The sequence below is a fragment of the Acidovorax sp. GW821-FHT09A11 genome (genome assembly GCF_059418365.1).
The window spans coordinates 450777-474965 of the sequence record NZ_JBWKPS010000001.1 but is presented as its reverse complement, the minus strand read 5'-3'; the positions used below and the strand labels follow the sequence as shown (position 1 = coordinate 474965).

The 24189-nt window shown below is 68.6% G+C and carries 23 protein-coding genes; 18 read left to right on the top strand and 5 right to left on the bottom strand.

Features of this window, described 5'->3' with window-relative positions; all coding sequences use genetic code 11:
• Nucleotides 1-11: 11 nt before the first annotated feature.
• Nucleotides 12-215, top strand: a complete 204-nt coding sequence (locus tag AC07PV_RS02230; protein ID WP_218294943.1) for a hypothetical protein — start codon at nt 12-14, stop codon at nt 213-215.
• A gap of 27 nt (nt 216-242) precedes the next feature.
• On the opposite strand, the gene AC07PV_RS02225 is transcribed toward AC07PV_RS02230, so the two are convergent.
• The gene (locus AC07PV_RS02225; RefSeq protein WP_218338540.1) at nt 243-1727 is read right to left on the bottom strand and encodes a short-chain fatty acyl-CoA regulator family protein; all 1485 of its coding nucleotides are present in this window, start codon (nt 1725-1727) and stop codon (nt 243-245) included.
• A 123-nt stretch (nt 1728-1850) separates the two neighbouring features.
• On the opposite strand from AC07PV_RS02225, the gene AC07PV_RS02220 reads away from it, so the two are divergent.
• From AC07PV_RS02220 to AC07PV_RS02160, 13 genes are all read left to right on the top strand, one after another.
• Nucleotides 1851-2255, top strand: coding sequence for an acyl-CoA thioesterase (locus AC07PV_RS02220; RefSeq protein WP_218338539.1), 405 nt, complete (start codon nt 1851-1853; stop codon nt 2253-2255).
• Entirely contained in the window at nt 2252-3424 is a 1173-nt protein-coding gene (gene prpC / locus AC07PV_RS02215) for a bifunctional 2-methylcitrate synthase/citrate synthase (protein WP_494595671.1), read from the top strand. Before AC07PV_RS02220 ends, prpC begins: the two co-directional genes overlap by 4 nt.
• Nucleotides 3425-3477: 53 nt before the next feature.
• Nucleotides 3478-6114: a Fe/S-dependent 2-methylisocitrate dehydratase AcnD gene (acnD, locus tag AC07PV_RS02210; RefSeq protein ID WP_494629253.1), complete on the top strand. Its 2637-nt coding sequence runs from the start codon at nt 3478-3480 to the stop codon at nt 6112-6114.
• Between the two features lie 36 nt (nt 6115-6150).
• On the top strand, nt 6151-7338 hold the full coding sequence (gene prpF, locus AC07PV_RS02205; RefSeq protein WP_494629251.1) for a 2-methylaconitate cis-trans isomerase PrpF: 1188 nt from the start codon (nt 6151-6153) through the stop codon (nt 7336-7338).
• 73 nt (nt 7339-7411) lie between these two features.
• Entirely contained in the window at nt 7412-8275 is an 864-nt protein-coding gene (locus AC07PV_RS02200; RefSeq protein ID WP_494629250.1) for an isocitrate lyase/PEP mutase family protein, read from the top strand.
• Between the two features lie 199 nt (nt 8276-8474).
• Nucleotides 8475-9839 (top strand): sensor domain-containing protein, encoded by a 1365-nt coding sequence (locus tag AC07PV_RS02195; protein WP_218294936.1) that lies wholly within the window; start codon nt 8475-8477, stop codon nt 9837-9839.
• Nucleotides 9840-9953: 114 nt separating this feature from the next.
• Nucleotides 9954-10199: a hypothetical protein gene (locus tag AC07PV_RS02190; RefSeq protein WP_494629249.1), complete on the top strand. Its 246-nt coding sequence runs from the start codon at nt 9954-9956 to the stop codon at nt 10197-10199.
• 112 nt (nt 10200-10311) lie between these two features.
• Entirely contained in the window at nt 10312-10779 is a 468-nt protein-coding gene (locus tag AC07PV_RS02185) for a CopD family protein (protein WP_218294934.1), read from the top strand.
• A gap of 23 nt (nt 10780-10802) precedes the next feature.
• A complete protein-coding gene (locus AC07PV_RS02180) occupies nt 10803-11735 on the top strand; it encodes a LysR family transcriptional regulator (RefSeq protein ID WP_218338534.1) in 933 nt (310 codons plus the stop codon).
• Between the two features lie 88 nt (nt 11736-11823).
• A complete protein-coding gene (locus AC07PV_RS02175; RefSeq protein ID WP_370627704.1) occupies nt 11824-12621 on the top strand; it encodes a sulfite exporter TauE/SafE family protein in 798 nt (265 codons plus the stop codon).
• 108 nt (nt 12622-12729) lie between these two features.
• On the top strand, nt 12730-14565 hold the full coding sequence (locus tag AC07PV_RS02170; RefSeq protein WP_218338533.1) for an ABC transporter ATP-binding protein: 1836 nt from the start codon (nt 12730-12732) through the stop codon (nt 14563-14565).
• 164 nt (nt 14566-14729) lie between these two features.
• Nucleotides 14730-15059, top strand: coding sequence for an EthD family reductase (locus tag AC07PV_RS02165; protein WP_218338532.1), 330 nt, complete (start codon nt 14730-14732; stop codon nt 15057-15059).
• Nucleotides 15060-15296: 237 nt separating this feature from the next.
• Complete coding sequence (locus tag AC07PV_RS02160) at nt 15297-15596, top strand: helix-turn-helix domain-containing protein (RefSeq protein WP_218294929.1); 300 nt, start codon at nt 15297-15299, stop codon at nt 15594-15596.
• A gap of 69 nt (nt 15597-15665) precedes the next feature.
• On the opposite strand, the gene AC07PV_RS02155 is transcribed toward AC07PV_RS02160, so the two are convergent.
• Entirely contained in the window at nt 15666-16658 is a 993-nt protein-coding gene (locus tag AC07PV_RS02155) for a Bug family tripartite tricarboxylate transporter substrate binding protein (RefSeq protein WP_218338531.1), read from the bottom strand.
• A gap of 81 nt (nt 16659-16739) precedes the next feature.
• Nucleotides 16740-17846 carry a lactonase family protein gene (locus AC07PV_RS02150; RefSeq protein WP_218338530.1) on the bottom strand — a complete coding sequence of 369 codons (1107 nt, stop codon included), beginning with the start codon at nt 17844-17846 and terminating at the stop codon, nt 16740-16742.
• Between the two features lie 371 nt (nt 17847-18217).
• Between AC07PV_RS02150 and AC07PV_RS02145 the strand changes: the two genes are divergently transcribed.
• The 4 genes from AC07PV_RS02145 (at nt 18218) to AC07PV_RS02130 (ending at nt 21792) form a co-directional block, all read left to right on the top strand.
• Nucleotides 18218-19189: a Bug family tripartite tricarboxylate transporter substrate binding protein gene (locus AC07PV_RS02145; protein ID WP_218294926.1), complete on the top strand. Its 972-nt coding sequence runs from the start codon at nt 18218-18220 to the stop codon at nt 19187-19189.
• A gap of 51 nt (nt 19190-19240) precedes the next feature.
• Nucleotides 19241-20152 carry a 5-dehydro-4-deoxyglucarate dehydratase gene (kdgD, locus tag AC07PV_RS02140; RefSeq protein ID WP_218339050.1) on the top strand — a complete coding sequence of 304 codons (912 nt, stop codon included), beginning with the start codon at nt 19241-19243 and terminating at the stop codon, nt 20150-20152.
• Between the two features lie 133 nt (nt 20153-20285).
• Nucleotides 20286-20747 (top strand): nuclear transport factor 2 family protein, encoded by a 462-nt coding sequence (locus tag AC07PV_RS02135; protein WP_492246475.1) that lies wholly within the window; start codon nt 20286-20288, stop codon nt 20745-20747.
• Nucleotides 20748-20823: 76 nt separating this feature from the next.
• Nucleotides 20824-21792, top strand: a complete 969-nt coding sequence (locus AC07PV_RS02130; RefSeq protein WP_494629247.1) for a 2-hydroxyacid dehydrogenase — start codon at nt 20824-20826, stop codon at nt 21790-21792.
• A gap of 88 nt (nt 21793-21880) precedes the next feature.
• On the opposite strand, the gene AC07PV_RS02125 is transcribed toward AC07PV_RS02130, so the two are convergent.
• Both AC07PV_RS02125 and AC07PV_RS02120 read right to left on the bottom strand, forming a co-directional pair.
• Complete coding sequence (locus AC07PV_RS02125; RefSeq protein WP_494629246.1) at nt 21881-23182, bottom strand: M20/M25/M40 family metallo-hydrolase; 1302 nt, start codon at nt 23180-23182, stop codon at nt 21881-21883.
• 110 nt (nt 23183-23292) lie between these two features.
• Complete coding sequence (locus AC07PV_RS02120; protein ID WP_494629244.1) at nt 23293-24159, bottom strand: LysR family transcriptional regulator; 867 nt, start codon at nt 24157-24159, stop codon at nt 23293-23295.
• Between the last annotated feature and the right edge of the window lie 30 nt (nt 24160-24189).

The following is a 24189-nucleotide window of genomic DNA, read 5'->3' as shown; positions in this document are numbered from 1 at the left end:
AACGGGTGGGCATGCAGAATCAGAACAGCGTCTGGGCCGTGGTGGTGGGTGGTGTTGCGGTGGGTCGTTGGCCGCGCCAGGGCCCGGCCGCAAGGCGCAGGATAGCGGCAATCCGCAGCCCTTTGGAGCAACCTGCGGCAGAACAACTGGTTACCAATGAGTTATTTGGTGGAAAGTGCCGTCAGCGCAACACCCTCATGCGCCAGCAGCTATGAATTGATGAGCACATTTCATAACCTGCGTCAGGACGCCGGCCCCGTGCGGCTGTCGGCCACGGGGTACGGCGCGAACCGGCTCCAGTTCTCGTTCACGTCCAGCGCCCGGCCAATGGGAGGAAACGCGCGCTGCGGGCAGGCGTCGCGCTCGCACACCTTGCAGCCCATGCCGATGGGCACGCCCCCGTACGGGTTCGCGAGATCCAGTCCCTGCGAATACACCAGCTGCGGCGCGTGGCGGACATCGCAGCCCAGCGCCACCGAGAACTCCTTGCCCGGCGCCCCCCAGCCGCCGCCGCCGCGCGAGACCGTGCGCGCCACCCACAGGTAGGCGCGGCCGTCGGGCATGCGCGCCAGCTGGGGCACGATGCGCCCGGGCTGGGCAAACGCCTCGTACACGTTCCACAGCGGGCAGGTGCCCCCGATCTTGCTGAAGTGAAAGTGCGTCGCCGACTGGCGCTTGGAGATGTTGCCCGCCCGGTCCACCCGCACGAAGAAGAACGGCACCCCGCGCGCGCTGGGCCGCTGCAGGGTGGACAAGCGGTGGCACACCGTCTCGAATCCCACGCCGAACTGGTGGCCCAGCCGGTCCAGGTCGTAGCGCACGGCTTCGGCCGCGCGCAGGAAGGCCGTGTACGGCAGCACCAGGGCCCCCGCAAAGTAGTTCGCCAGGCCGATGCGCGCCAGCGCCCGGGCCTGGTCGCCGGACAGTCCCGCGCCGTCGGCGATGCGCCGCAGCAGCGGCCCCTGCTCCAGGAACGCCAGCTGCGTCGCCATCTGGAAGGCGCGCTGGCCCGGCTCCAGCCCCGCGGCGAGCTTCAGCACCCGCGTCCCGGGCTCGAAGACGCGCTGCGCGTTGCCCGGCAGCGCATCCGCCGCGCTGCCCACCCGCACGCCATGGGCGGCCAGCAGCCGCTCCGCCAGGCCCTCGTCCGAGCGCCCGGGCTGCAGCGACCAATCGGCGGCGCACTGCTCCGCCGCGTCGTCCAGCTCGGCAATATGGTTCTGCCGGGCAAAGAAAAAGTCGCGCACCTCTTCGTATGCCATGGGGGGATGGCCTTGCAGCGGCGGCATGCCGCGCTCGTCGCCCAGGCCCCACTGCGCATTGAGCGCGCCCAGGGCTTCCAGCCGCTCCAGGGCCTGCCGGTGGCGCTGGTGCAATGCCAGCAAGGTGCGGGCCACGGCGGGCATCCCGGCGGCCAGCTCCCGGATTTCGGCCAGCGAGACGGCATCGCCCGCCCCCTCCCCGCCCAGGCCCGCGGGGAGGTCGGCCAGCACCTCGCGCAGGCCCGTGATGAGGCGCGCCTCGTCGTCGTCCGAAAAGCGCTGCACATCCACGCCGAACACCGCGTTGATCTTGAGCAGCACCGGCACCGTGAGGGGCCGCTGGTTCTGCTCCAGCTGGTTGAGGTAGCTGGCCGACAGGTCCAGCGCGCGTGCCAGCGCGACCTGCGTCATGCCGCGTTCTTCGCGCAGGCGGCGCAGGCGCACGCCCATGAAGGTTTTTCTCATCGCAAGGTCCAGGGGTCAAGAAGACGAATATTCGCAATATTTGCAAATCATCCAGAAATACTTCGCAATCATTCGCCGATTCAGGGGTGGTGCCGCGAATCCCGGGTGCGTACATTGCGAATCATGCACCAAGCGACCCACCCGCACCAGCCCCCCGGCACCCAGGCGTTCACCGAAATGGTGTTCCCCGGGCGCACCAACCACTACGGCACCCTGTTTGGCGGCCAGGCGCTGCTGCTCATGGGCCAGGCCGCTTTCGTCACGGCCAGCCGGCATGCGCGCAGCGCCGTGGTGATGGCGCGCTGCGGCGGCGTGGACTTTCTGGCGCCCGTGCCCCAGGGGCAGGCGCTGGAACTCCAGGCCCGCGTGGTGCGCACCGGCGCCAGCTCGATGACCGTGCAGGTCGAAGGCGCGGCACATGACCTGGCCTCGGGGCGGCACCTGCCCGCCCTGTGCGGCACGTTTGAAATGGTGGCCGTGGACGCCACGGGCCGCCCCACCCCTTTTTCCCCGATGGAGACACCATGAGCGATACCGCAACCCCGAGCACCAGCGCACCCGCGGGCTTCAGGCCCAAGAAATCCGTCGCCCTGTCGGGCGTGACCGCCGGCAATACGGCGCTGTGCACCGTGGGCCGCACGGGCAACGACCTGCACTACCGTGGCTACGACATCCTGGACATCGCCGATGTCTGCGAGTTCGAGGAGATCGCCCACCTGCTGGTGCACGGCAAGCTGCCCACCGCCGCCGAACTGCGCGGCTACAAGGCACGCCTGAAAGCGCTGCGCGGCCTGCCGGCCAATGTGAAGGAGGCGCTGGAGCAGCTGCCCGCCAGCAGCCACCCCATGGACGTGATGCGCACAGGCGTGTCGGCCCTGGGCTGCGTGCTGCCCGAGAAGGACGGGCACCACACGCCCGGCGCGCGCGACATCGCCGACCGGCTGATGGCATCGCTCGGCTCGATGCTGCTGTACTGGTACCACTGGTCCACCCAGGGCAAGCGCATCGAGGTGGAGACGGACGACGACTCCATCGGCGCGCACTTCCTGCACCTGCTGCACGGCCAAAAGCCGCCCGCCGCGTGGGAGCGCGCCATGCACACCTCGCTGAACCTGTACGCGGAGCACGAGTTCAACGCTTCCACCTTCACCGCGCGCGTGGTGGCCGGCACCGGCAGCGACATGTACTCGTGCGTCACCGGCGCCATCGGCGCGCTGCGCGGGCCCAAGCACGGCGGCGCCAACGAGGTGGCCTTCGAGATCCAGAAGCGCTACGACAACGCCGACGAGGCCGAGTCCGACATCCGCCGCCGGGTGGAGGCCAAGGAGGTGGTGATCGGTTTCGGCCACCCGGTCTACACCGTGAGCGACCCGCGCAACGAGGTCATCAAGCGCGTGGCGCGCCAGCTCTCCGAGGAGGCCGGCAGCACCAAGATGTTCGACATCGCCGAGCGGCTGGAGTCGGTGATGTGGGAGGCCAAGAAGATGTTTCCCAACCTCGACTGGTTCAGCGCCGTGAGCTACCACATGATGGGCGTGCCCACCGCGATGTTCACGCCGCTGTTCGTCATCGCGCGCACCAGCGGCTGGGCGGCGCACATCATCGAGCAGCGCATCGACAACAAGATCATCCGCCCGAGCGCGCACTACACCGGCCCGGACGACCTGCAGTTCGTGCCCATTCAGGACCGCAAGTAAATTCGCCCCCCAACGGCGACGGACGGTGCCACCGTCCGCGCCCGCCCCACGCCATGAACACCCTCTTCCGCAAGAACCTGCCCGGTACCGATCTGGACTATTTCGACGCCCGCGAAGCCGTCGAGGCGCTGCAGCCCGGCGCCTGGAACCGCCTGCCCTACACCGCGCGCGTGCACGCCGAGAACATCGTGCGCCGGGCCGACCCTGCCATCGTCGGCGAGTGCCTGGTGCAGATCATCGAACGCAGGCGCGAACGCGACTTTCCGTGGTTTCCGGCACGCGTGGCCTGCCACGACATCCTCGGGCAGACCGCGCTGGTGGACCTGGCGGGCCTGCGCGACGCCATCGCGGCCCAGGGCGGCGACCCGGCCCAGGTGAACCCCGTGGTGCCCGTGCAGCTCATCGTGGACCACTCGCTGGCCGTGGAGTGCGGCGGCTTCGACCCCCATGCATTCGAAAAGAACCGCGCCATCGAGGACCGCCGCAACGAGGACCGGTTCCACTTCATCGAGTGGACGAAAAAAGCGTTTTCCAACGTCCAGGTCATCCCCGCGGGCAACGGCATCATGCACCAGATCAACTTGGAGAAAATGTCGCCCGTGGTCCATGCGGACAACGGCGTGGCCTATCCCGACACCTGCGTGGGCACCGACAGCCACACGCCGCACGTGGATGCCCTGGGCGTGGTCGCCATCGGCGTGGGCGGCCTGGAGGCCGAGAACGTGATGCTGGGCCGCGCCAGCTGGATGCGCCTGCCCGAGATCGTGGGCGTCAAGCTCACCGGCCAGCGCCAGGACGGCATCACCGCCACCGACGTGGTGCTGGCCCTGACCGAGTTCCTGCGCAAGTCCAGGGTGGTGGGTGCCTACCTGGAGTTTCATGGCGAAGGCGCGGCCAGGCTGACCATTGGCGACCGCGCGACCATCTCGAACATGGCCCCCGAATACGGCGCCACCGCCGCCATGTTCAGCATCGACGCGCAGACGCTGGAGTACCTGACCCTCACGGGCCGCGCGGCGGAGCAGGTCAGGCTGGTCGAGACCTACGCGAAGCACGCCGGCCTGTGGTCGGACTCGCTCAGGGAGGCCGTGTACGAACGCCATCTGGAGTTCGACCTGTCCAGCGTGGTGCGCAACCTGGCGGGCCCGTCGAACCCGCATGCGCGCGTGGCCACCGCCGATCTGGCGGCCAAGGGCATCGCGGGCGCCTGGCGCATGCCCACGCCGGAAGAAGGCACGATGCCCGACGGCGCCGTGATCATCGCGGCCATCACGAGCTGCACCAACACCTCCAACCCGCGCAACGTGATCGCCGCCGCCCTGCTCGCCCGCAATGCGAACCGGCTGGGCCTGGCGCGCAAGCCCTGGGTCAAGACCTCGCTGGCCCCCGGCTCCAGGGCCGTGGAGCTGTACCTGAAGGAAGCCGGCCTGCTGCAGGACCTCGAAAAGCTGGGCTTCGGCATCGTGGCCTTCGCCTGCACCACCTGCAACGGCATGAGCGGTGCGCTCGATCCGGCCATCCAGCAGGAGATCATCGGCCGCGGCCTCCACACGGCCGCCGTGCTCTCGGGCAACCGCAACTTCGACGGGCGCATCCACCCCTATGCCCGGCAGGCGTTCCTGGCCTCGCCGCCGCTGGTCGTGGCCTATGCGATCGCGGGCACGGTGCGGTTCGACATCGAGAACGACGTGCTCACGGTGGTGGACGGCAAGCCCGTGCGCCTGAGGGACATCTGGCCCGCCGACGAGGAAATCGACGCCGTCGTGAAGGCCGCCGTGAAGCCCGCACAGTACCGCGCCGTGTACGAACCGATGTTCGCCATCCGGCACGACGACGGCCAGCGCGTATCGCCGCAGTACGGCTGGCGGGCGCAGTCCACCTACATCCGCCGCCCGCCCTACTGGGACACCGAAGGCGTGGGCGCGCTGGCCGCGAACCCGCGCACCTTGAAGGGCATGCGGGCGCTGGCCCTCCTGCCGGACAACATCACCACCGACCACCTCTCGCCCTCCAACGCCATCCTGCCCGACAGCGCGGCCGGAGAGTACCTGCACAGCATGGGCCTGCCCGAGGAGGACTTCAACTCCTACGCCACCCACCGCGGCGACCACCTCACCGCCATGCGCGCCACGTTCGCCAACCCGCAGCTCGTCAACGAGATGGCCGTGGTGGATGGCCAGGTCCGCAAGGGCTCGCTCGCCCGGGTGGAGCCCGAAGGCCAGGTCATGCGCATGTGGGAGGCCATCGAAACCTACCTGCACCGCCGCCAGCCGCTGATCATCATCGCCGGCGCCGATTACGGCCAGGGCTCCAGCCGCGACTGGGCCGCCAAGGGCGTGCGCCTGGCGGGCGTCGAAACCGTGGTGGCCGAGGGCTTCGAGCGCATCCACCGCACCAACCTGATCGGCATGGGCGTGCTGCCGCTGGAGTTCAAGGACGGCACCACGCGGCGGACCCTGGGGCTCGACGGCACCGAAACCTACGACGTGCAAGGCCAGCCGCAGCCACGCGCCACGCTCATGCTCGTCATCCGGCGCAAGAATGGCGAGGTGGTGAACGTGCCCATGGCCTGCCGCCTGGACACCGCCGAGGAAGTCTCCGTGTACGAAGCGGGCGGCGTGCTGCAGCGCTTCGCCCAGGACTTCCTGGCCCAGAATGTCAAGCAAAAACAGCCCCTGGCGCAGTCATGACAAGCGCTGGCCGCTATCAAATTTGAAAAATCCGACATGACGACACTCTTTGCGCCACAGATCCGGATCCCCGCCACCTACCTGCGAGGCGGCACCAGCAAGGGCGTTTTTTTCCAGTTGCAGGACCTGCCCGAGGCGGCCCGGCAGCCCGGCGCCGCGCGCGACGCGCTGCTGCTGCGCGTGCTGGGCAGCCCCGACCCCTATGGCAAGCAGATCGACGGCCTGGGCAATGCCTCGTCGAGCACCAGCAAGGCCGTGATCCTCAGCCGCAGCACGCGCCCCGGCCATGACGTGGACTACCTGTTCGGCCAGGTCTCCATCGACCAGCCCTTCGTGGACTGGAGCGGCAACTGCGGCAACCTCTCGGCCGCCGTGGGGCCCTGCGCCATCCACATGGGGCTGGTCGATGCGGCGCGCGTGCCGCGCGACGGCGCCGCCGCCGTGCGCATCTGGCAGGCCAACATCGGCAAGACCATCGTGGCGCACGTGCCGATGGCCGCCGGGCAGGTGCAGGAGACGGGCGAATTCGAGCTGGACGGCGTGACCTTCGCGGCCGCCGAGGTACAGCTTGAATTCCTCGACCCGGCGGACGAGGGCGAGGACGGCGGCGCGATGTTCCCCACCGGCAACCTGGTCGACCGCCTGGACGTGCCGGGCGTCGGCAGCTTCCAGGCCACGCTGATCAACGCGGGCATACCGACCATCTTCCTCGATGCCCGGGACATCGGCTGCACCGGCACCGAGCTGCAGGCCGCCGTCAACGGCGACGCGCAGGCGCTCGCGCGCTTCGAGGCCATCCGCGCGCACGGCGCGCTGAGGATGGGCCTGATCCGGGAGCTGGCCGAGGCCGCCACGCGCCAGCACACGCCCAAGATCGCCTTCGTGGCACCGCCCGCCGGCTACACGGCCTCCAGTGGCAGGCGCGTCGAGGCGCAGGACGTGGACCTGCTCGTGCGGGCGCTCTCCATGGGCCAGCTGCACCACGCCATGATGGGCACGGCGGCCGTGGCCATCGGCACCGCCGCCGCCATCCCGGGCACGCTGGTCAACCTCGCGGCGGGCGGCGGCCCGCGCGGTGCGGTGCGCTTCGGCCACCCGTCCGGCACGCTGCGCGTGGGCGCCGAGGCCGCACAGGTCGACGGCCGGTGGCAGGTCACCAAGGCCGTGATGAGCCGCAGCGCCCGCATCCTCATGGAAGGCTGGGTCAGGGTGCCCGCCCCCTGAGCGGCGGCGCGGTTTCAGGAAAAGTGCGGCACGCCTGCGTGCCGCCATTGAATCAACAGCGAAGAAGAAAATGATGAACACCAAGCAGCGACTCAAGTCCCTGGCCGAAGCCCGCCGCGGCATCCTCGTGCCCGGCGCGTTCAACGCCCTCTCCGCCCGCGTCGTGGCCGACCTGGGCTTCGAGGCCCTCTACGTCACCGGCGCGGGCGTCACCAACATGTGGTTCGGCCTGCCGGACCAGGGCTTCATGGGCCTCACGGACATCGCCGACCACACGGCGCGCATCCGCGACGCGGTGGAGCTGCCGCTCATCGTGGACGCCGACACCGGCTTCGGGAACGCGCTCAATACCTACCATGCGGTGCGCACGCTGGAGCGCGCGGGCGCCGACTGCATCCAGCTCGAAGACCAGGTCAGCCCCAAGCGCTGCGGGCATTTCAACGGCAAGGAGGTCATCTCCACCGAGGAGATGCTGGGCAAGATCCGGGCGGCGGTGGACGCGCGCCGCGACCCGGACACCCTGATCCTGGCCCGCACCGACGCCTGCGCCACCCAGGGCTTCGAAGCCGCCGTGGAGCGCGCGCAGCGCTACGGCGAGGCCGGCGCCGACATCCTGTTCGTGGAGGCCGTGACCACGGCCGAGCAAATCCGCACCCTGCCCCGGCGCCTGGCCGACAGGCCCCAGCTCATGAACATGGTGATCGGCGGCAAGACCCCCATCGTCAGCGCCGAGGAACTGGCGGGCCTGGGCTACGGCATCGTGCTGTACGCCAATGCCGTGCTGCAAGGTGCCGTGGCCGGCATGCAGAAGGCGCTGGCGGTGCTGCGCGAAACCCGGCGCATCGACGAAGACCCCGCCCTGGCCGCGCCCTTTGCCGAACGCCAGCGCCTGGTGCGCAAGCCCGAATGGGATGCGCTGGAGCGCAAATACCAATAAAAAGCAGTCCTGGCGCTTGCTGTAAAAGCGCAAGCAGCTACATATTCAATAGCAATCAAACGGCCTGACGCCACGCGGTGCGGCCAATCCGCGGGCGTCAAGCCAGCGCGCGACGGCGTAGCGTTTTACGCACACGCCACGGCACAGCCGCGGGCCGCGCTGCACAATGGGTTTTCCGTACCTTGTGCGCGCCCTGCCAATGCAAAGCATTTCTTCCGCGAACATCGTAGACCTGCTGCTGGATGCCGTCTGCATCGTGCAAGCCGACAGCCGGATCGTGTTCGTGAGCCCTGCCTTCGAGCGCATCTTTGGCTATGCGCCCCAGGAGGTGGTGGGGCGGCGCATGCTGGACATGGTCCACCCCGAAGACCTCGAGGCCACCGAGCGCCAGGCGCGCAGCGTGACCGAGGGCCATCTGCAGCTTCAGTTCGAGAACCGCTATGTGCGCAAGGACGGCACCGTCGCGCACATCCGCTGGACGGCGCGCTGGCTGCCCGACCGGCAGCTGCGGCTGGCCGTGGCCCACGACATCACCGAACGCAAGTTCACCGAGTCCATGCGCGGGGCGATCTACGCGATCTCCGAAGCGGCGCAGACAGCGCCCAACCTGGATACGCTGTTCGGGCGCATCCACCACACCGTCGGGCAGCTGCTGCCCGCCACCGATTTTTCGGTGGCGCTGTACGACCGCGAGAACGGCGCTCTGAGCTTTCCCTACCACGTGAGCGACGGGCTGCCCATGCCCGCCCCCATGGCGCTGGTGCGCGATTCGCTGTGCGCCGAGGTCATCCGCAACGGCAGCACCCTGCTGCTCACGCCCACCACACGGGCCGGGCTGCCCGTGGAGGTGCCGCACGAACACCTTCCGCTGTACTGGCTGGGCGTGCCGCTGCAGACACCGCAGGGCGCCATCGGCGCGCTGGTGCTGCAAAGCCATACCGGGCAGTACCGCTACACCGACAAGGACAAGGAGCTCCTGCAGTTCGTCTCCACCCAGGTCGCGGCCGCCATCGAACGCCAGCAGATGCACGAGCGCCTGGAGCACATGGCGCAGTACGACCAGCTCACGCACCTGCCCAACCGCCAGCTGTTCCTGGACCGACTGAAGACCGCCCTCGCCCGCGCCCGGCGGGACCAGGGCCAGCTGTCGCTGCTGTTCATCGACCTGGACCATTTCAAGGACGTGAACGACACCCTGGGCCATGCCATGGGCGACCTGCTGCTGCAGCGGGTGGCGCAGCGGCTGCTGGAATGCGTGCGCGGCTCCGACACCGTGGCCCGCCTGGGCGGCGACGAGTTCGTGGTGCTGCTCGAGCATGGCCCCGCGCAAGGGCACACCACGGCGGTGGCCGAAAAGATCCTGGCGGCATTCGGCCAGGCCTTCGACCTGGAGGGCACGAGGCTGGCGATCCACCCCAGCATCGGGGTGGCCCTGCACCCCGAGCACGGCAGCGAGGTGCACCACCTGCTGGGCCACGCCGACGCCGCCATGTACCTCTCGAAGAAAAACGGGGGCAACCAGGTGCGGCTTGCGCCGCAGCCCCGCGCGGACAGGGGCCCTTAGCGACCTGGGCCGCCCGCACCACCGGACCGCCATGCACGCCCCACGCCCCACGCCCCACGCCCCGGCGACACCCGCGCCGCGCCCACGCCCCGCCGCCGCGCGGCGGCCCTGCAGTTGCTGAAGCGGCTGGGCCTTGCCGTGCTGGCCTTGCCGGTGGCGATGGTCCTCACGTTCGCAGCCTTTCCGTTCTGGTCGTGGCTGGAGCGCACGACCGGCATCGAAAGCATGGGCCGCGAAGGCCCAGCCAGCTGGTGCTACCTGGCCACCTGGGGGCTGCTCGCGCTCGCCCTGGCGGGGCCGGCCCTGCTGCGCGCCGTGCGAAGCCTGCGCCCGGCCCGGGGCCACCGGGCGGGGCACTAGCCACCGCCCGGCAAGCCGCTGCGCCACACCCCCCGGCGGCTGGCGGCGATGTCGCTGCACAATGCGCCTTTCGCACCCGCGCCCTTCACCCACGGCCTACGGCCCCGCCCCCATGCTCTACAACGCCCTCAAGCTCGCCCATGTCCTGTCCATCGTGGTGTGGATAGGAGGCATGGTGTTCGCGCATTTCTTCCTGCGCCCCGCCGCGCAGTCGCTGGAGCCCGCGCAGCGCGTGCGGCTGATGCACGACGTGCTCCAGCGCTTTCTCGCGGCGGTGTCGGTGGCCGTCGTGGTCGTGCTGGCCAGCGGGCTGTGGATGATCGGCCGCGTGGCCAGGCAGGCGGTGCAGGCCGGCGGCTCGTTTTCCATGCCGCTGGACTGGACCGTCATGGCCACCCTGGGCCTGGTGATGATGGCCATCTTCGGCCACATCCGCTTCGCGCTGTTCAGGCGCCTGCAGCGTGCGGTGGCCGCCTCGGACTGGCCTGCCGGCGGCCAGGCCCTCGCCAGCATCCGCAGCTGGGTGGGCGTCAATCTGGCGCTGGGCGTGGTCACGATCGTCGTCACCCTGCTGGCCTGACGGCGCGCCGCCGCTTCCTGCCCATGCTCACGCACAAGCAGCTGCGCTACTTCGTGGACATCGTGGACGCGGGCAGCTTCAGCCTGGCGGCCGAGCGGCTGTTCATCGCCCAGTCGGCGCTGAGCCGCCAGGTCAAGGACATGGAACAGGCGCTGCAGGTACCCCTGCTCGAGCGCGGCACGCGGCACCTGCAGGCCACCCCCGCGGGGCGGTCGCTGTATGCCGACGCGCGCCGCATCCTCGCCGACCTGCAGCAGGCCGCCGTCAACGCGCGCGATGCGCAGCGCGGCATCGAGGGCACGGTGCACCTGCTGCATGCCAGCTCGGTGCCGCTCACGCCCGCGCTGCAGTCCTTTCTGCGCCGCCATCTGGCGCAGCACCCGGGGGTGTCGGTCGAGGTATCGCAATCCTCGTCCGAGCACCAGGCCCCCGACATCGCCCAGGCGCGCGCCGACATGGGCCTGGCGCGCGCGCCGGTGCTGCGCCGCTACCCCGGCATGCACTATGAGCCGCTGTACACCGAGGGGCTGGTGGTGGCCCTGCCCCCCGGCCATGCACTGGCGCAAGCGCCCGAGATCGCACTGGGCGACTTGCGCGGGGAGTCCTTCGTGGCCACGCCCCACCTGGACCGGGGCGGCCTCAGCCACCACGTGGCCCAGCTGTGCCGGGCGGCCGGGTTCGAGCCGCGCAGCGCGCGGGTACGCTCGCGCAAATGGTCGCAGCTGGCCCTGGTGCAGGGAGGTTTTGGCGTGGCGGTGATGCCCGAATCGCTGGCGGCATGGGCACCGCCGGGTGTGCCCGTGCGCCCACTGGCCGGGAGCACGGGTCACCGCACGGCGGTGCTGGTCTTGTGGCGCCAGGACGCAGCGCCCCTGGTGCAGCAGTTCGCGGATGCCATGGTGCGCAGCTTCGCCCCGCTGCCACAGGCCCCCGGCTCCCACCCGCCTGCGGGCTGAACCCAGCTGATTTCGAGATAGATACCCGCCCCATTCGGTATTGGATGTGCAGGGGGACCGCCGGTAGAGTGCATCGCATTCGTCCACCGTGCCTGTTGCCCCCGCCACCATGCCGCTCTCCACCCTTGCCGACTTTCTGCCCGCCGTCCAGCCGTGGCAACTGGCCCTCATCTGCGCGGGGGTGACCGCCGCCTACGTGATCTTCGGCATGGCCGGTTTCGGCACCGCCCTGGTGGCCGGGCCGGTGCTGGCCCACTTCATCCCCGTCGCGACCATCGTGCCGCTGCTGGCGCTGCTCGATTTTTTCGCCGCCGCCACCAACATCGCACGCGACCGCCATGCGGCTGACAGCGCCGAGCTGGGCCGCCTGGTCCCGTTCCTGGCCGCGGGCAGCCTCGCGGGGGCCGCGCTGCTGCTCTGGGGGAGGCCCGATGCACTGCAGTGGGCCCTGGGCGCATTCGCCACGGGCTATGCGCTCCATGCGCTGAGCGGCCACAAGCCCCGGTCGGCGCTGCCCCCGCGCGCGGCCCTCCCCTTTGGCTTCATCGGCGGCATCTTCTCGGCCCTCTTTGGAAGCGGCGGTTTTCTCTATGCCATCTACCTGGCGGGGCGGCTGGACGACAAGGACCGTATCCGCGTCACGCAGTCCACCCTGATCGGGCTGAGCACGCTGACCCGCGCGGTGCTGTTCCTGCTGGCGGGTGTGTACGCGCAGGCGCCGATGCTGGTGCTGGCGGCCGCGCTGGTGCCGGCCATGCTGCTGGGCACGGCCATCGGGCGGCGCATCACGCTGCGCCTGTCGCGCGAACAATTTCTGCGCGTGGTCCACGGGGTGGTGCTGTGCTCGGGCGTGCTGCTGCTGTGGCGGCAGTGGGCGGGCGCATAGCCGCAGGCCCCGGCCGCCGGTTCACCTACTTGGGTTGCGGACAAGGGCCCGCCGGCGCGCGCGCCGCGCCCCGGTCCTCTACCATCGGGCGAAGAGGAGCCGCGCTACGTGTTCAAGTTTTTCGAAAACCGCCTTCCCCCCTATCCCCCCGCCGAACCCCACCTGCCCCCGAAGGACTTCATGGCCTTCGTCTGGGATGGCACGCGTGGCCTGCGTGGCTACGTCGCCACGATGGCGGGGCTGTCCGCCGCCATCGCGGTGTACGAAGCCCTGCTGTTCGCCGTGCTCGGCCATGTGGTCGACTGGCTCTCCACCGTCGCACCCGGTGCGCTGTGGACGCAGCACAAGGCCTCCATCCTCGGCATCACCGCGCTGCTGCTGGGCTCCGTGGGCCTGGTGGCGCTGCAGACGGCCATCAAGCACCAGGTGCTGGCCATCAACTTCCCGCTGCGCCTGCGCTGGAACTTCCACCGCCTGATGCTGGGCCAGAGCATGGCCTTCTATGCCGACGAGTTCGCGGGCCGCATCACCACCAAGATCATGCAGACCGCGCTGGCCGTGCGCGACATGATCTTCACCACCACCGACGTGGTGATCGGCATGGGCGTCTACCTCGTCACCATCCTCGTGCTGCTGGCCGGGTTTGACGTGCGGCTGCTGGCCCCGTTCGCCGCCTGGATGGTGGCCTACGGGCTGGCTTGCTGGTATTTCGTGCCGCGCCTGGGCAAGGTGGGCAAGGCCCAGGCCGATGCGCGCTCGGTGATGACCGGGCGCATCACCGATGCCTACACCAACATCGCCACCGTCAAGCTGTTCTCGCACACGCGCCGCGAATCCGAATTCGCGCGCGCGGCCATGGACGCCTTCAAGCTCACCGGCTACGCGCAGATGCGCCTGGTGAGCCTCTTCGAGATCGTGAATCACATCCTGGTGGTGGTCATGATCCTGGGTGCGTGCGGCACGGCGCTGTGGCTGTGGTCGCTCGGCGAGGTGGGCGCGGGCGCCGTGGCCGCCGTCACCGCCATGACGCTGCGCGTGTCGGGCCACGCGCACTGGGTGATGTGGGAGATGACCACCCTGTTCGAGAGCGTGGGCACCATCCAGGACGGCATCAACACGCTGACCAGGCCGCGCACGGTGGTGGATGCACCCGATGCCCAGCCACTCGCCGTGACCCAGGGCGAGGTGCGCTTTGACAACATGAGCTTTGCCTATGGCAACGGCCGGCCCGTGATCGACGGGCTGAACCTGGTCATCCGGCCGGGCGAGAAGATCGGGCTCATCGGCCGTTCGGGCGCCGGCAAGTCCACGCTGGTGAACCTGCTGCTGCGCTTTCACGACGTCAGCTCGGGCCGCATCCTCATCGATGGCCAGGACATCGCCCACGTCACGCAGGACAGCCTGCGCCGCTCCATCGGCATGGTGACGCAGGACACCTCGCTGCTGCACCGCTCCATGCGCGACAACATCCTGTACGGCCGCCCCGACGCGAGCGAGGCCGACCTGCACAAGGCGGCCGAGCGCGCCGAGGCGGCGGACTTCATCGCCACGCTGACCGACCTGCAAGGCCGCACGGGCTACGAGGCGCATGTGGGCGAACGCGGCGTGAAGCTGTCGGGCGGCCAGCGCCAGCGGGTCGCGATCGCGCGGGTGATGCTCAAGGACGCGCCCATCCTGCTGCTCGACGAAGCCACCAGCGCGCTCGACTCCGAGGTGGAGGCCGCCATCCAGCAAAGCCTGGACAGCCTGATGCAGGGCAAGACCGTGATCGCGATTGCGCACCGCCTGTCCACCATCGCGGCCATGGACCGCCTCATCGTGATGGACGCGGGCCGCATCGTGGAAGAAGGCACGCACGCGCAGCTGCTGGGCCAGGGCGGCGTGTATGCACGCCTGTGGGGGCACCAGAGCGGCGGATTCCTGGGCGAATCGGAAGAAGACTGACAGCCACTGCCTCGCCGCCCAGCCAGCCAGCCGGGCTGCCTGCCACCCACGCGACAGCACGGCACCGGCCTGTCGCCCAGGCGGCTGTGCGCGGCCCGCGCACGTTCTACCGTTGCAGCCCTGCACGGGCCATGGTGGCCTGGCCAACCGAAGGAGACGATCCGATGATCAAGGTCACGGCGGTGTACCGCTGGCGCGAAGGCGCCACGTTCAACCACGACTACTACCACGGCGAACACATGCGCATCGCCCGCGCGGCGCTTCAGCCCCTGGGCCTGGTGCGGCTCGAGAGCGACCGCGTGCTCTACCCCGGCGAGCCCCGCCCCGGCCAGGTGGTGGCGCTGACCAACGCGTTCTTCAGCGACCTGAAGCAGGCCCAGGCCGCAGCCAGGCAAACGGCGGCGCAACTGACGGTGGACATCCCCAACTACACCAACATCACGCCCGAGTCCTACTTCGCGCAGATGCTGGCGCACGAGGTGGCAACGGCCTGAGAGCGCGTCGATCCACCGCTCGCGCACGGCCTTGGGCAACAGGCGCACACACCGCCCTGCCCGGCCCCGGCACGGCGGCCAGCACGTGGCACGCGGTGGACGGCCAGTCCAAGGCCCGGGGAAGGCAACCGGCAGCGCCGCCTGGCCCCACATGGATAAAAATAGGCCCTCGCGCAGGTTTGCATTGCGCATCAAGCTATAAATTTAATAGCAACATACATTCCAGGCCGCAGCTCCATGACCACCAGCACCCCCATCCCACTCGACATGCCCGCGCCCACCGGCGACCAGCTCAAGGCCAGCCGCGCCGCTGCCGGGCTCAGCCAGGCCCAGGCCGCGGAATTGATGGGCTATCCGCTGCAGACCGGCAGCCGGGGGGGCGTGCAGTCGCGCACCTGGCAGGCGCTGGAGAGCACCACCGACGAGCGCAACATGCAGGGGCCCGTCTACGCGATGTTCCTGCTGCTCACGGGGCAGCATCCCGACTACGTGCTGGCCCGGCGCTCCGGTGCGGCCCCATCCGCCGTCGCCCCATGAAAAAAGCGGAACGGTCCAAAGACCCTTCCGCGAACTGCTTGCAGGGAGATCGCCGAAACAGCGGGTGGCTCAGTCCACCTTGATGTTGGCGGCCTTGATCACCTGGGCCCACTTGTCCACCTCGGCCTTCTGGAAGCTGGCGATCTGGGCGGTGGTCATGTCGGCCGGCTCCATGCCAAAGCCCTTCAGGCGGTTTTGCATGTCGGGCTGGGCCAGGATCTTGCGGATCTCGTCGTGCAGGCGCGTGACGGTGGGCGCGGGCGTGCCGGCCGGCACGAAGATCGCCTGCCACGACTGCACCTGGAAGTCCGCCAGGCCATTCACGCCCGATTCGGCCACCGTGGGCACGTCGGGCATGGAGGCCAGGCGCTTGGGCGAGGTCACCGCGATGGCGCGCAGCTTGCCGCTCTGGATGTGCGGGGCGGCGACCACGGTGGTGTCGAACATCATGTCGACCTGGCCGCTGATCACGTCCTGGATGGCGGGGCCGCTGCCCTTGTACGGGATGTGCGTGAACTTCACGCCCGACTTGTAGGCCAGCAGTTCCACGGCCAGGTGCTGCGAGCTGCCGGTGCCGGCGGAGGCCGACGACAGGCCGCCCTCCTTGCCCTTGGCGGCGGCCAGCACGTCCTTGAGCGTCTTGTGCGGGCTGTTGGCCGACACCACCAGCACCACCGGATTGGTGCCGATCAGCGTCACGGGGCTGAACGACTTGATGGGGTCGTAGCCCAGCTTCGGGTACAGGCTGACGTTGATGGCGTGGGAGCTGACGGTGCCGCCCAGCAGCGTGTAGCCGTCGGGCGCGGCGCGCGCCGCGGCTTCCGAGCCGATGCTGCCGGCCGCGCCACCCTTGTTCTCGACCACCACGGTGGTCCCCAGGGCGGTGCCCAGTTGCTGGCCGATCAGGCGGCCGAGCGTGTCGGTGGTGCCGCCAGCGGCAAACGGCACCACGTAGCTGATGGGCTTGCCCGTGGGCCAGGTGCCCTGGGCGGCGGTGGGCAGGCCGATGAGGCCCACGGCGGCAGCCAGGGCCGCTGTGTGGATGAGGGTTCTGCGTTGCATGAAGGGTCTCCTGGTTTGTGGATGGTGGATGGCGGGACCGAATGGAAGAACCGTTCAGGCATTTCCACGGTTCAGTCCGTCTCAAGGCAGGTCAACGATCTCGACCCAGTTGGGGTTCTTGCCCGCTGGCACGCGCGTGGGGGTGCCCGGAACGCCGGTGGCAGGGTCGATGGGGTGCAGCGACACCTGGTGGGACTCCTGCCCCGCCGCGACCAGGAAGCGGCCCGAAGAGTCCACCGCAAAGCCGCGCGGGGACTTTTCCGTGGGCACCTGGCCCAGCGGCTGCAGCTGGCCCGTGACCGCGTCGACGCGGAAGCTGCTGAGGGTGCTGGAAGTGCGCTCCGACGCATACAGCGTGCGGCCGTCGGGCGACAGGTGAATGTCAGCGGCCCAGGGCTTTCCCGCAAACCCTGCGGGCAGCGCCGTGGCGCGCTGCACTGGGCGCAGCGTGCCCCGCGCCGAGTCGTAGGCCAGCACGTGCACGGCGGCGTCCAGTTCGTTGAGCACATACATGAAGCGCTGGCCCTTGTCCCACACGAAGTGGCGCGGGCCCGACTTGTCAGGGGCGACGGTGGTGAGGGCGGGCTCGTGCGCGCTGAGCCTGCCCGTCTCGGCATCGAAGCGCCAGGCCGAGAGGTTGTCTCCGCCCAGGCTGGTGGCGAACACATGGCGGTTGGCGGCATCCGCATGGATGGCATGCGCATTCGGCGCCGTGGGAATGAGCTGCTGCACCGCCCCCACCGCGCCGTCCTTGCCAATGCTGTTGACCGTGATCTTGTGGCCGGGGTACGAGGCCGCGAACAGCCAGCGCCCGGTGGCATCGGTGTCGATGTTGGCCATGCTGTCGGCCAGCGGCGCCTCGCCCAGCTTGCGCAGCTTGCCGCTGGCGGGATCGATCGCCAGGTTCACCACCCTGAACGGCTGTGAGCGCAGCGCCACGTACAGCATCTTCTTGTCCGGGCTCACGGCCATGGGCATCGCCATACCGCCCAGCGGCGTGGTGTCCACCGGCTTGAGCGCGGCGGCACTGCGGTCCAGTTCGAACACCGACACGTCCTGGCTGTCCGCGTTGGAGACATAGACCCAGGTAGCGGCCCAGGCGCCCGGCGTGGCCAGTGCGGCGGCCACGGCAACGGCCACATGCGCCAGCCGTGCGGCCCTGCGGCGGGAGCGAAGTGCTGCAATCATCCGTATTCCTTGGGCAGATGGCGGCGAAGGCTGGGGAACAGCGCACTCGCGTTGCCATGGTGGTCGTTTCCCGCCGGGCGATTTCACGGCCTGCCGGGCGCGGGGTGGGAGTCTTTTGTCATATGTCGTCATACAACAAAGAGGCGATTGTGGAGCCACTCCCACCCGGAACCCTAAAGGGATTACCCGAAGTTTCTTGACACTCGATTGGTGCGCCGAGCCCCTGTCGCCATAAGGAAACAGCCTCCCAAAACCCTGGTACTTACCCTGATTTTTTAAGGGTAAACCCGACATTTCCAGGCTGGTCGGTTGTTTTGGATCGCGTCTAGTTGTACGATGACTAACAACAATCCATGCAACGGAGACATTCCATGACCTTGAACCGACGCGCCATCCTCCTGGCCTGTACCGCCGCCCTGGCAGCAGCCTCCGCCACCGCCCAGACGGCGGAATGGCCAGCAAAGACGCTGCGCATCGTGGTGCCCTACCCTCCAGGCGGCAGCTCGGACATCATTGCGCGCTCGATCAGCCAGTCGCTGTCCGAGGCGCTCAAGCAGACCGTCATCGTCGAGAACAAGCCCGGGGCCAACGGCAACCTGGGGGCGGACTTCGTCGCCAAGGCCGAGCCGGACGGCTACACCATGCTGCTGTGCGACGTGGGCGCGCTGGCCATCAGCCCCTCGGTCTACACCAAGCTGTCGTTCGACCCCTCCAAGGACCTGCGTGGCGTGACCATGCTGGCCTACTCGCCCCACCTGCTGGTGGTGCACCCTTCGGTGCCCGTGAGCAACCTCAAGGAGCTGGTCGCCTACTCCAAGAAGAACGACCTGAACTTTGCCGTCACGGCCACCGGCAGCGCTCCCCACCTGGCTGGCGTGGCGCTGGAGCGCGCCAGCGGCGCGCGCTGGCAGTACATCCCCTACAAGGGCGGCGTCACCGCCATCCAGGACACCGTCGCCGGCCAGACCCAGGTGCTGATGAACGGCATGCTGGCCACCCTGCCCCAGGTGCAGAGCGGCAAGCTCAAGGTGCTGGGCGTGTCCAAGTCCACGCGCATGCCCCTGATCGGCGACGTGCCCACCATTGCCGAGCAGGGCGTGGCCGGCTACGAGTCCGGCACCTGGCAAGGCGTGCTGCTGCCACGCGGCACGCCCGATGCCGTCGTGCAAAAGCTCAACAAGGCCCTCATCACCGCCATCCGCGCACCCGAGATCCGCTCGCGCCTGGCCGGCCAGGGCGCCGAGGTGGTGACCATGACCTCCGCCGAGCAGGACCAGTTCTTCGTCAAGGAGCGTGCGCGCTGGGCCAGCGTGGTCAAGGCCGCCAACATCAAGCTCGACTGAGCACTTCACACCCCCCTGTTTCATTCACCTTTCTCCCTCGTTGCAATGACCATGACCCCGCAAGACCTCAAATCCATCATGGGCTCCGGCCTGCTGTCCTTCCCCATCACGGACTTCGACGAGCAGGGTGAATTCCGCCCCAGGACCTACATCGAGCGCCTGGAATGGCTCGCCCCCTATGGCGCCAGCGCCCTGTTCGCCGCCGGCGGCACGGGCGAGTATTTCTCGCTCTCGGGCCCCGAGTACGGCCAGGTCATCAAGACCGCCGTGGACACCTGCCGTGGCAAGGTGCCCATCATTGCCGGCGCCGGCGGCCCCACCCGCACCGCCATCGCCCATGCCCAGGAGGCCGAGCGCCTGGGCGCCCACGGCATCCTGCTGTTGCCCCACTACCTGACCGAAGCCGGCCAGGAGGGCCTGATCGAGCATGTGGCCGCCGTGTGCAACAGCGTGAAGTTCGGCGTCATCGTCTACAACCGCGACCGCACCAAGCTCACCGCCGATTCCCTGGCCATCCTGGCCGACCGCTGCCCCAACCTTATCGGCTTCAAGGACGGCGTGGGCAACATCGAGACCATGTCTTCCATCTTCATGAAGATGGGTGACCGCTTCTCCTACCTGGGCGGCCTGCCCACGGCCGAGGTGTATGCGGCGGCCTACAAGGCGCTGGGCACGCCGGTGTATTCGTCCGCAGTGTTCAACTTCATTCCCAAGACGGCGATGGACTTCTACAAGGCCGTGGCGGCAGACGACACGGCCACCCAGCATAAGCTGCTCAAGGAGTTCTTCATGCCCTACCTGGCCATCCGCAACCGGGTGGAAGGCTATGGCGTGAGCATCATCAAGGCGGGCGCCAGGATCGTGGGCCATGACGGTGGGCCGGTGCGCGCGCCGCTGACGGACTTGAAGCCCAGCGAGATGGAAGAGCTCAAGGCGCTCATCGACAAGCTCGGCCCGCAGTAAGCGCGCCGAGGGGCCTGGCAAGCCAGGCCCCTTTTCTTTGGTTGCATTCCACCACGCGCCTGGCCGTGCACGGGCGCGTGGTGCAGCCGTGGCACGCACACACATCCCCAACACCACAACGGAGACAGACAAGATGTTCAAGCAAATCGTTCTCGCCACGGCCGCCGCCTTGGCCATTGCCGCGCTCACGGGCTGCGCCGCCAGCGCACCCGCTGCATCTTCGGCATCGTCCGAGCAATCGGTGGCCGCGGCTGCGGAAAAACTGCGCGTGGCCATGATCGATCCCACGCCCACGGCCCTCGCCCAACTCGTCGCCGACGACCTGAGCTACGGCCATTCGGGGGGCCGCGTGGACACCAAGGACAGTTTCATCGGCGACCTGATCGCAGGAAAATCCGACTTCGTCACCATCGCCATCTCCGACCAGACCATCAAGGTCGTGGGAAACACTGCCATCGTGCGCCACACCCTCACGGCCGATACCAATGACTCGGGCAAGCCCGGCAAGGTGCAGATCAAGATCCTGGGCGTGTGGCAGCAGCAAGGCGGCCAGTGGAAGCTGCTGGCACGCCAGGCCGTGCGCGTCGCGGCATGATGTAGACACATCGGGGCGGCAGTGTGCCGCCGTATGCCGCCCGTTGCATTTTTTGGCACTGCTGCCCCACGAAACCATGACCACGACTCCCCACCGCATCCTGCAAATCGGCCGCCTGCCCCTCCCCGCGCTGGAGGCCGAACTGGCGGCCCGTTACAGCGTCGCCTGCCTGGCCGAACAGCCCGATCCAGCGGCTTTTCTGGCGTCACACGGTGCGGAGTTCACCGGGGTGGTGACCACCGCCGCCATCGGCCTCAAGGGCGAGGTCATCGCCGCGCTGCCCCACCTCCAGGTCATCAGCAGCTTTGGCGTGGGCTTTGACGCGCTGGACATCGATGCGGCCAAGGCGCGTGGCGTGCAGGTGGGCTACACGCCCGGCGTGCTCAACGACTGCGTGGCCGACATGGCATTTGCGCTGATGCTGGATGTGTCGCGCAACCTTGCCGCCAGCGACCGTTTTGTGCGCCGTGGCGAATGGCCGAAGGCCAGGTTTGCGCTCGGCAGCCGCGTGTCGGGCAAGCGCCTGGGCATCGTGGGCATGGGCCGCATCGGCCAGGCGGTGGCCGATCGTGCGAGCGGTTTCCGCATGGAGGTGGGCTACCACAACCGTCGGCAGGCCGAGGGCTGCGCACTCCCTTACTTCGCGTCCTTGACCGCGCTGGCGCAGTGGGCCGACTATCTGGTGCTGACCGTGGCGGGCGGCGCTGGCACGCGCCACCTCGTCAACCGCGATGTGCTGGATGCCCTGGGGCCGAACGGCTACCTCGTCAATGTGGCGCGCGGCAGCGTGGTGGACGAAGCCGCATTGATCGAAGCGCTGACCGAACGCCGCATCGCCGGTGCCGGGCTGGACGTGTTCGAGAACGAGCCCACCGTGCCCGCCGCGCTGATGGCGCTGGACAACGTGGTGCTGACGCCGCACACCGCCAGCGCCACGCACGAAACCCGACGCGCGATGGCCGACCTGGTGCTGGAAAACCTGGAATCGTTCTACACCACCGGTGCCGTGCTGGCGCCGGTGCCTGGCACCTTGGTACTTGAGTAAGCCGTAAACAGCGCCTCCGTGCCTGGCTCCTCGCCCTGCAGCACCGGAGACGCCCCCGCAGGGGGGAGGCACGAAGCGGCTCAGGGAGTCACTTCAGCTTGTCGCGCGAGATGTCCATGATCATGCGCGTGGCCAGGTACAGGCGCGGCACGATGGTATTGATCTGCACGTACTCCGCATCGTTGGAGTGGGCGCCGTAGCCCGACAGGCCCATACCCTCCACCACCGCGCCCTTGGTCTTGAGCGCCGCAAAGGCCGCATCGGTGCCGCCCCCGGTGGCTTTCTCGACCACGTTGAGCGGCAGGCCCAACTCCTGGTAGATGACCTTGCCGTAACCGGCCACACGGCGCGATGCCTCGCTGGTTTCGAGCGGCGGCCGGCGCACCTCGAACTTCACGTCCACCTTGGAGGCGGGCAGCAGCCGGGTCTTGATCTTCTCCTGCAGCGCCTTCTCCAACCCGTCAAAGTCCGCCACCTTGAGGGCACGCGCATCGGCCTGGGCGGTGGCCTCGGCCGGAATCACATTGCGGTTGGTGCCGGACTTGGACACCGTCCAGTTGAGCTTGAGGCCTTCGTCGTTCTTCGACAGGTCCTTCATCTGCAGCAGCTGGTGCGACAGTTCGTACAGCGCGTTCACGCCATCCTCGGGCTTGGCCCCGGCGTGCGATGCCTTGCCCTGCACCGTGAGGTAGGCCGCCCCGATGCCGCTGGTGGCCAGGCGCAGCGTGCCGTCGGTGCCGCCGCCTTCGAACGACAACACCACGTCCTGCTCGGACGCCACACGGGTGATGGTGCTGCGCCAGCCGGGCGAGCTGATTTCCTCGTCGCCATTGATCAGCACGGTGAGCGTGCCGTAGTCCTTGAAGCTGAGCTTTTGCAGCAAGGCCACGGTGTGGATGATGAGCGCGATGCCCTGCTTGTCGTCCGAAATGCCCAGGCCATAGGCCTTGTCGCCATCGATGCGGAACGGCTGGCCTTTGAGCATGCCTTTCAGGTACACCGTGTCCATGTGCGCGATGAGCATGATCTTCTTGCTGCCCGTGCCCTTGAACACGGCCTGCACGGCAGGGCCCACCTTCTCGGGCGTGTCGTCGAGGCGGTAGATGTCGCTGGTTTGCAGCACATCCACCGTGCCGCCCAGTTGCTTGAGCTGGCCGGCAATGCGCTCGGCGATCTGGTTCAGGCCTTCGATGTCCTTGCTGCCCGACTCGATGTGCACCAGGTCACGCAGGGTGTCGAGCAGGGGTTGCTGCTCCTTCTGAGCCAGTGCATGGACGTCAGCCACCGGCGCAGCGTGGGCCACGGCGGCGGCAAACGCCAGCGCCAGCGAGGCCATCAGGGGGCGGACGAACGAAGGGGCTGAGTGTGGGCGGCGCTGCGGATGGTGCATGGTGCAAAGGCTCGGTGAAGGGATGAGGAAAGCGATTATGGAGTCTTGCAACACCAATTTCAAACACTGATCCTCCTTGCAATGCTTCGGTCAGCGCCTGCGCGCCAGACTCAGCCCGCAGGCGCAAACACCTCGGGGCTCAGCCGTGACTTGTGGCCCCGGGGTTCAAACAGCCACATGCCATACAGCGGCAGAGATTCCGCCAGCCGCAGGGGCGCCACCAGCGTGGACGCACCGCCCAGCAACGCAGGGTGCGGCACAACAGCCAGCAGGTCGGACTGCGCCACCAGGTGCAGCAGGCTGGCAAAGTCGGGGCAGCGCACGGACATCCTGGGCGCGGGCATGCGGCGCACACGGTGCGCTTCCGTCAACACATCCACCGGCCCGCTGACACTGGGCCCCACACAGGCCCACGCAGCGCCCTGCAGTTGCGCCAGCGACTGGGCCCGGACCCATGGGTGGCCCTTGCGCGCATAGACCTGGGGATGCAACTCGTACAGGGGGCGCTCCGTCACATCGGGATGCGCAAACTTGCGCGGTTTGGGGGCAATGACCGCATCAAAGCGCCGCTGCAGCAGGCCCTCCAGCAGACTGCCTTCATCGGCCGTCGCCATCTCCAGCGAGCGCCGGGCGTTGGGCAGGCACCAGCTGGCATACAGCAGCGGGCCACAGACCAGCGCCGCTGAAGACGTGAGCCCTACCCGCAGCAGGTAGCGGTCTGCCGCAGCCACTGACGCGCGGGGCAGCGCCTCAACCCCTTGCGCCAGGTGCAGGGCCTGCGCGGCTACAGCCCGGGCCAGGTCGGTGGGCACATGGCGGCGCCCTTCCTGCACCAGCAAGGGCTTCGCGAAGTGGACTTGCAGTGCCTTCATGCCATGGCTGATCGCAGGCTGCGACACGCCGCAGGCCTTGGCCGCCAAGGCAAACGAGCCCTGATCGATGACCGCACGGAGGTATTGCAGGTAGCGCAGATACATAAACACCTTTTATGTACAAGCCACCATTGT

Coding starts and splice junctions, on each gene's coding strand:
- AC07PV_RS02180 (WP_218338534.1), top strand. CDS start 10,803: ATGCTCACGCACAAGCAGCTGCGCTACTTCGTGGACATCGTGGACGCG.
- AC07PV_RS02155 (WP_218338531.1), bottom strand. CDS start 16,658: ATGCAACGCAGAACCCTCATCCACACAGCGGCCCTGGCTGCCGCCGTG.
- AC07PV_RS02130 (WP_494629247.1), top strand. CDS start 20,824: ATGACCACGACTCCCCACCGCATCCTGCAAATCGGCCGCCTGCCCCTC.
- AC07PV_RS02145 (WP_218294926.1), top strand. CDS start 18,218: ATGACCTTGAACCGACGCGCCATCCTCCTGGCCTGTACCGCCGCCCTG.
- AC07PV_RS02160 (WP_218294929.1), top strand. CDS start 15,297: ATGACCACCAGCACCCCCATCCCACTCGACATGCCCGCGCCCACCGGC.
- AC07PV_RS02230 (WP_218294943.1), top strand. CDS start 12: ATGCAGAATCAGAACAGCGTCTGGGCCGTGGTGGTGGGTGGTGTTGCG.
- AC07PV_RS02195 (WP_218294936.1), top strand. CDS start 8,475: ATGCAAAGCATTTCTTCCGCGAACATCGTAGACCTGCTGCTGGATGCC.
- prpC (WP_494595671.1), top strand. CDS start 2,252: ATGAGCGATACCGCAACCCCGAGCACCAGCGCACCCGCGGGCTTCAGG.
- AC07PV_RS02185 (WP_218294934.1), top strand. CDS start 10,312: ATGCTCTACAACGCCCTCAAGCTCGCCCATGTCCTGTCCATCGTGGTG.
- AC07PV_RS02200 (WP_494629250.1), top strand. CDS start 7,412: ATGAACACCAAGCAGCGACTCAAGTCCCTGGCCGAAGCCCGCCGCGGC.
- acnD (WP_494629253.1), top strand. CDS start 3,478: ATGAACACCCTCTTCCGCAAGAACCTGCCCGGTACCGATCTGGACTAT.
- AC07PV_RS02120 (WP_494629244.1), bottom strand. CDS start 24,159: ATGTATCTGCGCTACCTGCAATACCTCCGTGCGGTCATCGATCAGGGC.
- AC07PV_RS02150 (WP_218338530.1), bottom strand. CDS start 17,846: ATGATTGCAGCACTTCGCTCCCGCCGCAGGGCCGCACGGCTGGCGCAT.
- AC07PV_RS02225 (WP_218338540.1), bottom strand. CDS start 1,727: ATGAGAAAAACCTTCATGGGCGTGCGCCTGCGCCGCCTGCGCGAAGAA.
- AC07PV_RS02165 (WP_218338532.1), top strand. CDS start 14,730: ATGATCAAGGTCACGGCGGTGTACCGCTGGCGCGAAGGCGCCACGTTC.
- AC07PV_RS02135 (WP_492246475.1), top strand. CDS start 20,286: ATGTTCAAGCAAATCGTTCTCGCCACGGCCGCCGCCTTGGCCATTGCC.
- kdgD (WP_218339050.1), top strand. CDS start 19,241: ATGACCCCGCAAGACCTCAAATCCATCATGGGCTCCGGCCTGCTGTCC.
- AC07PV_RS02220 (WP_218338539.1), top strand. CDS start 1,851: ATGCACCAAGCGACCCACCCGCACCAGCCCCCCGGCACCCAGGCGTTC.
- AC07PV_RS02125 (WP_494629246.1), bottom strand. CDS start 23,182: ATGCACCATCCGCAGCGCCGCCCACACTCAGCCCCTTCGTTCGTCCGC.
- prpF (WP_494629251.1), top strand. CDS start 6,151: ATGACGACACTCTTTGCGCCACAGATCCGGATCCCCGCCACCTACCTG.